The organism is Candidatus Goldiibacteriota bacterium HGW-Goldbacteria-1 (genome assembly GCA_002839855.1).
Lineage (GTDB): Bacteria > Oederibacteriota > PGYV01 > PGYV01 > PGYV01 > PGYV01.
This window is the reverse complement of sequence record PGYV01000010.1, coordinates 75467-84303: the sequence shown is the minus strand read 5'-3', so window position 1 is coordinate 84303 and position 8837 is coordinate 75467. Positions and strand designations below refer to the sequence as shown.

General features: G+C 40.9%; 8 protein-coding genes. All 8 read left to right on the top strand.

Annotated elements, in window-relative coordinates:
• The first annotated feature begins 201 nt into the window (after positions 1–201).
• A complete protein-coding gene (locus CVV21_10925; GenBank protein ID PKL90900.1) occupies positions 202–1833 on the top strand; it encodes a hypothetical protein in 1632 nt (543 codons plus the stop codon).
• Between the two features lie 14 nt (positions 1834–1847).
• The gene (locus CVV21_10920; GenBank protein PKL90899.1) at positions 1848–3062 is read left to right on the top strand and encodes a hypothetical protein; all 1215 of its coding nucleotides are present in this window, start codon (positions 1848–1850) and stop codon (positions 3060–3062) included.
• Positions 3063–3168: 106 nt separating this feature from the next.
• Positions 3169–5364 (top strand): hypothetical protein, encoded by a 2196-nt coding sequence (locus CVV21_10915; GenBank protein PKL90898.1) that lies wholly within the window; start codon positions 3169–3171, stop codon positions 5362–5364.
• 13 nt (positions 5365–5377) lie between these two features.
• Positions 5378–6103 (top strand): hypothetical protein, encoded by a 726-nt coding sequence (locus CVV21_10910; protein ID PKL90897.1) that lies wholly within the window; start codon positions 5378–5380, stop codon positions 6101–6103.
• A 627-nt stretch (positions 6104–6730) separates the two neighbouring features.
• Positions 6731–7195, top strand: coding sequence for a hypothetical protein (locus CVV21_10905; protein ID PKL90896.1), 465 nt, complete (start codon positions 6731–6733; stop codon positions 7193–7195).
• An 11-nt stretch (positions 7196–7206) separates the two neighbouring features.
• The gene (locus CVV21_10900; protein PKL90895.1) at positions 7207–7548 is read left to right on the top strand and encodes a hypothetical protein; all 342 of its coding nucleotides are present in this window, start codon (positions 7207–7209) and stop codon (positions 7546–7548) included.
• Entirely contained in the window at positions 7545–8456 is a 912-nt protein-coding gene (locus CVV21_10895; GenBank protein PKL90894.1) for a 16S rRNA (cytosine(1402)-N(4))-methyltransferase, read from the top strand. The genes CVV21_10900 and CVV21_10895 overlap by 4 nt, the downstream gene beginning before the upstream one ends.
• A 24-nt stretch (positions 8457–8480) precedes the next feature.
• Entirely contained in the window at positions 8481–8831 is a 351-nt protein-coding gene (locus CVV21_10890; protein ID PKL90893.1) for a hypothetical protein, read from the top strand.
• Positions 8832–8837: the final 6 nt, after the last annotated feature.

Below are 8837 nucleotides of genomic sequence, written 5' to 3'. Positions count from 1 at the left end.
CTTAAGTAATCTTAAATACCGATCATGTCCTAATATTTTAAGCTTTTTAAGGTGTATACGATGTCTATCCTTATTCCCACTTGCCTTTAAAAAAATCCTTGCATTCAAAATGAAATTGTATATAATATCTTTCACATAGAGGGTAAAACGAGCAATCCCACAATTGCTTATTTTACTTATTTTCATTTGGAGGGTATGGAAATGGTAAAAAAAGTTTTCAGTAAATTTTTATTTATTTTATTTGTAACAGCTTTAATTGTTCCGCCGTCTTTTTGCGGGTCAGACTGGTACATGTCTTTAACAGGGGGATTAAATTCGGTTTTAATGGGGGAGTATAATCAGGCAATAAAAGATGCCAATACGTATAATACTTCTATTGGCATAAATTCATCACTAAAACCGCTTGCGTTTGGTATGTTGCCGTCATTAGAAATCGGCTACAATTTTAACGCGCCTGCCGGGTTGGCTGCCGTGTACCTTAAGAACGAAGTAAGCATAATTAAGGATACTCAAAGCATCGCGCTTTGGCCAAACGGAAAAACCGCGCAGAAAATTTCCGGTGATTTCAGCGCAATCTATACGGGGATAGGGCTTAAAAAATACGCCTTTGATGAATCTGCTTTTAACCCCTATATAGGCCTGGACGCCGGATTAACGTATTCATTTAATAACACTATGGATGAAGAGTCTGCCCTTGAAGACGGGACGTATTCTTACAGGATAAAAAAGTCCTGGGATACGGCATTTGCCGGGATAAGCGCGGAAGCCGGAGCCAACTGGATGTTTTCGGAAAGCGCGGGCCTTAATTTTAAAGCCGGTTACAGATATTCAAGGGGTACTGTAATGGTAAAGACAGAAAATGTTTATGGCTGGACAGGAGAATCGCAGGGGCAGTCACAGGTGGATTACTCCGGATTTTATTTTGGTGCGGGGTTATTGATTGGGTTTGGCAATACGGAACAAACAGCGGCTGTTAAAACATTAGCCGCAGGGGCAGAGCAGTTTCCGGAGATTGGTAAAAAAATATACAGCGACGGGGTTACTCTTTTTGAAGCGGGGTTGTATAAGCAGTCAGAGATTAAATTTCTGGAAGTAAATCAGATAAGCCCGGGTAATTCTGACGTAAAAAAATACCTTGATGAAATAGCGGTAAAACTTGAAGGTGATAAAAGAGAAGAGAACATTAAAAAACTTCTTGCGGAAGCCGATGAATTAAGGGGTAAAAATAAATATGAAGAAGCATATAACAGATATACAGAAGTCAGTAAAATTGATGCAAAAAATGAAACCGCGGCTTTTTACTTAAAATACTTCAGGGAAAACGCGCTTGCCAGATACGGCGACGCCAGAGAGTTAAATTCGCAGGGAAAAATCGCGCCCGCGCTTAAGCTTGCAAAAGAGGCGGCAGAGTATTCACCTGAAGATAATGAAATTAAAGATTTTGTCAAAGAACTGCAGGGGATGAAGAAAGACAAAAAGAAAGCTGACGCCCTGTATAACGAAGGCGTCCTTAATTACCAGAAAGGTTATTATGATAAAGCGATAGTATCATGGGAAAAAGTTTTAGAGATTTACCCTGATGATATTGAAGTTAAAAAGAATATTACAATGGCAAAGGAAAAGTATTTAGGGGAAAGCGCCAAGGCGGCGCAAAGCGCGCAGGAAGCGATTAAAGAAGCGCTTGAACTTTTTGACCGGGGTTTAATGGAAGAAGCTAAAGCTAAAGCGCAGTATGTGTTAAGAATAGACGCAAAAGACAGTCAGGCAATAAAGTTAATATCAGCAATTGAAGAAAAAGAGAAAAATAAAACAACCACGCTTAACAAGCGATAAACATGGAGGGGAACATGAAAAAGGGATTTTTTTGTTTTATGTTATTTGTTTTTGTAATTGTATTGGTAATAGGGTGCAATAAAAACAGCGCGCCTTTCAGCCCGCTGTCGGTAAATGTCTTAAAACCCACGCCCACCAATACCGCAACACCGGATGTTAAGTTTTCAGTGTTTTTAATGCAGGAAGCCACACCTGTGGCAAGTGTGCAGGTTAAAATGGCGCCGCAGGGTGTAACAACGCAGGCTGCTTGTTTTACTGATGAGACGGGAAAAGCGGAATTTGAGGTCCATAGCGGAGGAAATTGGGACGTAATAATTCCATCAAATGATGGCTTTGAAAACATGTATTATTCGGTGGAGCCGATGTCAAACACAGTGCTTGCCATTGACAGGGGAGCGCAGACCCTTGAAATGGTGCTTGTAAGCGGCAGCTTATCATTGCCTATTCAGGCAAATGAGCAGGTATTTATGATTACATATCATACCGCTGTAAGTAAGTTATACAATCTGGAAATATTGGGAGTTCCGCAGGGGGTAAGTGTTAGCGCCACATCCACACAGGTGAAAAATGACGGGGATAAAGTGTTTTTTACATTATATTATCCAAATAGTTTTGAGGGGTTTGATGACTCTTTTGACTTGTCAATAAGAGGCAGTGCTGCAGAAGGAAATTCAGTTATTCAGTCTAATATTAATAATATAACAAAAGTCTGGTGTTTTAATGTTAAGGCGGATATTAAAATGCTTAAGTTGTGGATTTTAAGTGGAGATGTTGATTATTATTTGGCCGTTAACAATTATAATTACACATGTACTGATTCTGCAGTAGGTGTTATTAGTTCAAGTGTATCGGGTCATAATATCTGGGGCGATTTGCCCGGTATTGGAAATAGTGAATATTTTGAAGGAAATTTACCAGAAGGAGAAGGTAATTATAAAAATATTGTCAAAATAAATGCAAGTAATGGCGGTTATGCATATTGCAAAGACCACGATGGCGTTTATGGCAGCATAACTATCAGATTTACAGATAGCAATGTATTAGATGTGAGAAGAACCTTTGTTGTTGATTCGGGTTTTGGTGAGTTATGTGGGGAATTCAGTCAAATTTGTTGGACGTATGCTTCAAGTTTATATAAATGTGGAAATTGGCCGAATCAAACAGGTTGTTCGTATACTCCGATTAAGCTAAAAAAATCAAAATCAGAAACAGTGTGGGGAGAAAAGTAACATTATATATTAAATAAAAAGGGGCGGCGGGGCCGCCCTTTTTTTATTGGTTTTAAAAATGCTTTATTAGGTATATAATGTCCCAAATTCTTGTTTTGGAGGCATTATGAGAACCGTAAAGGTACTGCTAATTGCGGTAATTTTAGGTATTTCATCGCATATATTAATTAAGGCACAGGATACGCCTATACAGCCGGTAAAGGCCGTGGTTAAGCAGATGGAAATGTTTGAAGCTTCCATGAATTATGATATTACCGGGATTAATCCTTATGACTTTTCAAAGGTGCAGTTTAAAACCACTTTTAAATCGCCTTCTTCCAAACGCACTGAAATAGAAGGTTTTTATTCTGATGATTTTGAATTTGACGGCAAAGCGGAATACTTACCTGCAGGCGGTTCATTTAAGGCGCGTATTATCCCAAGAGAAGCCGGTGAATGGACATATAGAATGGAATTAAACATAGGCGGCAAGCCTGTGACAACAACCGCGTGGGAAACATTCACGTGCAAAAGAAGTTCTGATTCCCGGGGTTTTGTAAGAATAAGCCCTGCAGACACGCTGTTTTTTGAATTTGAAAATAAAGAACCTTTTTTTGCAAAGGGTATTAACATGGCGTGGGCAAACCAGGAACGCATGTACGAAGATTATAAATACTGGATAGAAAAGTTTTCCGCAAACGGCGGTAATCTTATAAAGATTTGGATGGCTCCGTGGAGTTTTGGCCTTGAAACGGACAAACTTGGCGACTATTCTTCGCGCCAGAAACAGGGAACAATGCTGGATCAGGTTTTTGAACTTTGCAGGGAGCATGATGTTTACATTCAGCTGTGCCTTGTGCCGCACGGGGAATTCTCCATAAACACCAACCCCGCGTGGGATGGTAACCCTTATAATTCCAAAAATGACGGCGTGCTTGATGAACCGAAGGAATTTTTTACATCCAAAGTGGCGCGGCAGATGTTTAAAAACCGCCTGCGTTATATTATCGCAAGGTGGGGGTATTCCCGAAATCTTTTTGCGTGGGAGCCGTTTAATGAAGCGGATTTGACTGACAAATTTAATGCTGCCGCCGTTACCGAATGGCACAGTGATATTTTTTCATTTATTAAAAAATACGATGTGAATAAACATTTAATGACAACATCATTTTCTGACCCGGCAAGGGGTGAGGATATATGGAAAGCCGATAACGTGGATTTTATTCAGACTCATTTATACACCCTTAAAGACGCAGCGGTGGAAATATTTGACGCGTCAAGGATAAAAACGGAAAAGTATAACAAGCCGCATATTGTAGGCGGGTTTGGCGCGGCGGCGGTTTTAGAAGGCATGACAGGCAGTGTGAACGATGAAAAAGGCATTCAGCTGCATACGGGTATCTGGGGGGGCGCGCTTTCGCTTTCCGCCGGCTGGCCCATGATATGGCAGTGGGACGTATATGTTGATAAGTTCGGGCTGTGGGATATTTATAAACCCCTGTCTGATTTTCTGCGCGGGATAAACTGGGCAAGGGGCGATTATTTTCAGCTGCGCGCGGAAAAAGCGTATTACTATGATTACGAAAATAAAAAACCGGGAAGCGTAAAAATTTACCCCGAAGACAGGCAAACGAAGGCGAAAAAGAACAGGTTTATAATCACTCCTGCGGGGGATGCTTTAAACACGGATCAGTTTATGGCGTTTCTTTACGGCGAATCAAAACCGGAAATGAAAAATGACCCTGTGCTTGTAATGACCAACAGGTTTCCCGCGAAACTGATATTAGGAATTGACAGGGTGTCGGATAACAATACGCTGGTGGTGGAAATAAACGGCGAGCGTGTTTTTAAAAGTGAAATAAACGCGAAAGACCAGCCGGGAGCTGTTCTTCAGAAAGAGCGGAATATTTATCAGGCGGACTGCAAACTTACATATACCGTTGACCTGCACGCGGGTGATAATGAAGTTACAATAAAAAATACAGGCGCGGACTGGATTAAACTTGATTACGTGGAAATAACCGATTTTACCGACCCTTCAATTGCGCCTGTGTTTATTGCGGGAGTCCAGAGTGAAGCTTCTGCATATATCTGGTACAAACACAGGGACTATACATGGGAAAACACGCAGACAGATAAAGTTGAAGGCGCATATATAGATGTTCCGGATTTAAGGCCCGGCCGTTACGTGATTGAATATTATGATACTTATACCGGCGATGTGGCAGGTAAAAAACAGGTTATAAAACATGAAGAGGATTTAAGGCTTGACCTGCCTGCGTTTGATAAAGACGCGGCAATAAGAATAAAAGAATACAAATAAAAAGCGGGTAATTATGGATAAAACGATACAGCTTCTTTTAAAAGATAAAAAGGCAATGAAAGATGAAGGGTATTTTATTGTTGATACCGAAAAAATACTTGAAGAAGTGCTGGATGCGGGCATAAAGGTGGAACGTTTTTTTTATGATAATAAACAGGTGCTGGAAAAATTCAGCACGCTTATACCTGCGGCAGAGAAAGTTAAACCTAATGATATAAGCCGTTTTGCGTCTGTTAAAACTCCCGCCGGTTTTCTGGCGTTGTGCAGGGCGCCGCAAAAAACATTTAACGATTTTAAATCGGCGCAGAATATTATTCTGCTGGACGGCATTCAGGATCCGTCTAACCTTGGCGCGATTATAAGAAGCGGCGCGGCTTTTGGGTTTAATACGTATATTTTAACTGACGGCTGTGCCGGCCTTTATACAGAAAAAACCATACGCGCGTCAGCAGGCGCGGTTTTTAAAGTGAATGCAAAAATAATAAGTGCTGAAGAAATTGCTGATTTTGCCCGTGAATACAGGTTTTTTGTAACAGACGTAAATGACGGTATTGATATTAAAAAGGTAAAAACAGAAGGCAAAACAGTTTTGGTATTTGGCAGTGAAGGTATGGGCGTCAGTGAAGAGATAAGACAAATATCAAAGAATAAAATAAAGATACACTATCCCGGCGATGTGGAATCGCTTAACGTGGCAGCGGCTGCGGCTGTAATTTTCTATGAATTCTCCTCGAAATAGTCAAAGGCTGCCACTGTGAAAGTATGTATTTAGAACCGGTAGGCGCACCCTTCAGGGTGCGGCAGTTGGTTTTAAAACAAAGATGAATTACCGCGGGCTAAAGACCGGTATCTGCCAATACAAAAAGCGTTATTACATAGTATCTGTGAAAACCTGAAATGATGAATTGCCGCCGCGACGGCCGGAAAAAAATCCGTATTATTTGTACGTCAGCTTTATTAAAACTTTAATTATAGTGAAGTGACAGCCGGGCAAGTGGAAGTTATATGGGTAAAACCAATCAAACCGCGTGCTGGTTAGACTGAAGAATAATGGCAAACAGAAGTGAAAAAATAATCCGGCAAGCAGAATAGAAGTTTAATTGTTAATAATTATCCGGATTTGTCTTAAAATTCAAATACTCAAATCAATATATTGCTGTATAAATAAATTCATGCCGTTTAAATCTTTTATAAAATAATATAAAAAAACAAAAAATAAAGTATTCCTACTGTAACTATTTTCATTATTTTGGGGATAAGTCATAAAACGCCTTAAAAATAAGGCAATAATAGGCTCTGAAATCATGCCTCTGGTGGGATATATGTATTGACAAAACAGTGTTTTGGGGTATAATTTAGGCAAATAGTGGGAAAAAGTGGGAAAGATATTTGTAAAAGGAGCACTATAGTGATAAAAACAGGATTTATAGGGCAGCACGAGCACAGCCTTGATGAAAAAGGCCGTGTAAGTATTCCGTCCCGGTATAAAAAATACATTGAAGAGATAACTTCTGACCCGGATAAACGCACAACTGTTGTGCTTTCAAAAAGCAAAGACAAGTGCATAGAGGTTTTTGCGCCGGAGAAGTGGGAAAAAATGATGGGGCAGTATGAAGAGGGCACAAAACTGGATGATCCGGAACGCGATTTAAAGTACATGAGGACAAAACTTGCAAACACGGAATACGTAAATATTGACAAAGCCGGAAGGATAATAATACCTCCATTTCTTAAGGAATACGCTAAAATCGGCAAGAATGTGGTATTTGCGGGCATAGGTGACAGGTTCGAAATCTGGGATAAAAATACTTTTGACGATAACAACAAATAGGGAGGAAGTAAATGAGCGTACAGACAACATCCAAAAAATTCGTAATGCTTATCATGAAGGGCGAGATTGCGCTTGAAGATATAATCGCTTTAAAAGAGATAATAAACAGTTTTATAGAGATGGAACAGTTTTTATTCATAATTGATTTTGCCGGAGTGACGCATATTAATGTCAGCGGCATAGAATATTTAAACGAAAGAAAGGAAAGGGTCCGCACTCTTGGCGGCGATATAAAGATAATAGGCGCCAATGATTACGTCCGCAACCTCTTTGTTTACGCCGGCTACTGGGGCGAATTTGATTTCTTTGCGAACGAAGAAGAAGCGGTCAGAGCCTTTAACTGCCTTATATGACATTTTCCCACAAGACCGTACTTCTTGAAGAAACCGCGGAATTTCTGCGGTTGGCCGGGAAAAAAGGGCTGTGGGTGGACGCAACGCTGGGCTTCGGAGGACATAGCGAAAGGATATTAAAAGATATGTCACCTGAGGCCTTTTTAATAGGTATAGACCAGGACGACAGGGCTCTTGCGTACGCAACTGACAGGCTTAAAGGATATTCAAATTTTAAGGCGATAAAAGGCAATTTTAAAGACCTTGAAAAGATAGTAAGCGAACAGGGTTCGCAGTCAATAAGCGGGATAGTTTACGACCTTGGAGTTTCAAGCATGCAGCTTGATGACGGCACCCGCGGATTTTCTTTCATGAAAGACGCGCCGCTTGACATGAGAATGGATAAAACGTCGCCCTTGTCCGCTGATGATGTGGTGAACAGGTACAACAGGGCGGATTTGGAACGTGTGATAAAAGAGTACGGAGAAGAAGGGTATTACGCGAAAATAGCTGATTTCATAATGAAAAGCAGGCCGGTGAAGGGCACTTTGGAACTTGCGGAGATAATCAAGAAAGCAAAGTTTGGCAAAGAAAAAATACACCCGGCTACAAAAGTATTTCAGGCGATAAGAATAGAGGTAAATAACGAACTGGGCGCGCTTGAAAAAAGTATTAAGAGCGCGGCTTCGCTTTTGGTGCCGGGCGGAAGAATGTGCGTAATTTCATTCCACTCGCTTGAAGACAGGATAGTTAAGAACTTTATCAGGGAAAAATCGCACGGCTGTGACTGTAGTTACAGGCCGTGTATATGCCATAAGATAAAAGAACTTGAAGCAGTGACAAAGAAGCCCGTAACAGCATCTTTTGAGGAGACAAGGCAGAATCCCCGCGCAAGAAGCGCGAAATTAAGGTGCGCGGAAAAAATTTAACATTATAAGTATCAGGAGAATACAGTGGCGGAGTTTTCAAACAGGTTTTTAAGGGGCTTAAATGCCGGAAGCGTAAGGCCCACCAGAGGCGGAGCGAATAAAATCGTCGGCCTTATATTTTTATTAGCGCTTCCTTTTCTGCTTGTAGTCTGGTTTTACACGCAGAGCGCAAAGTTAAACTATGACGTAAATGAACTTATCAGGGAGCGCGACTCCCTTAAATCGCAGAATAAAATGCTTGAAATGAAAGTGCAGGTGGCTATGTCCGGCAGCGGAATTGAAAAAGTTGCCAGGGAACGTTATGGTTTCAGGCCGGCTAAACCCGGGGATGTACACGTGATAAAAAAAGAATACAGCACGCTTGGTTTCTTTTAAAGCGGC

Bases quoted from the DNA above. Each gene is read 5' to 3' on its own strand.
- CVV21_10925 (PKL90900.1), top strand. From the start codon at position 202: ATGGTAAAAAAAGTTTTCAGTAAATTTTTATTTATTTTATTTGTAACA.
- CVV21_10920 (PKL90899.1), top strand. From the start codon at position 1,848: ATGAAAAAGGGATTTTTTTGTTTTATGTTATTTGTTTTTGTAATTGTA.
- CVV21_10915 (PKL90898.1), top strand. From the start codon at position 3,169: ATGAGAACCGTAAAGGTACTGCTAATTGCGGTAATTTTAGGTATTTCA.
- CVV21_10910 (PKL90897.1), top strand. From the start codon at position 5,378: ATGGATAAAACGATACAGCTTCTTTTAAAAGATAAAAAGGCAATGAAA.
- CVV21_10900 (PKL90895.1), top strand. From the start codon at position 7,207: ATGAGCGTACAGACAACATCCAAAAAATTCGTAATGCTTATCATGAAG.
- CVV21_10895 (PKL90894.1), top strand. From the start codon at position 7,545: ATGACATTTTCCCACAAGACCGTACTTCTTGAAGAAACCGCGGAATTT.